The 253-nt window shown below is 50.6% G+C and carries 1 pseudogene; it reads left to right on the top strand.

Annotation, left to right across the window (positions count from 1 at the left end):
- Positions 1 to 253: pseudogene (locus SB775_RS31790) on the top strand (ATP-dependent helicase); the annotation flags it as partial.

A 253-nucleotide genomic window follows, 5' to 3' on the forward strand; every position in this document is an offset into this window, starting at 1 on the left:
TGCCATGCCGACGATTTTCAAGAAAATCCGCTTTGATACGCATGACAATATCGGCTCGGGGCCGATTTCACTGCCAGCCGAGGAATTGCATACATCTTCGACTTGGCTTAGTTTTGACAAGCCTGCTGATTTCAGCGATTCCGATCTATCAGACATGATGACCGGTGCGGCTTACGCTATCGAAAGCTTTATCCCGATATTCGTGCAATGCGACCGGCGGGATGTCCATGTCGTGCCGCAAGTGAAATCACCG

It is taken from the genome of Peribacillus sp. SIMBA_075 (genome assembly GCF_046534585.1).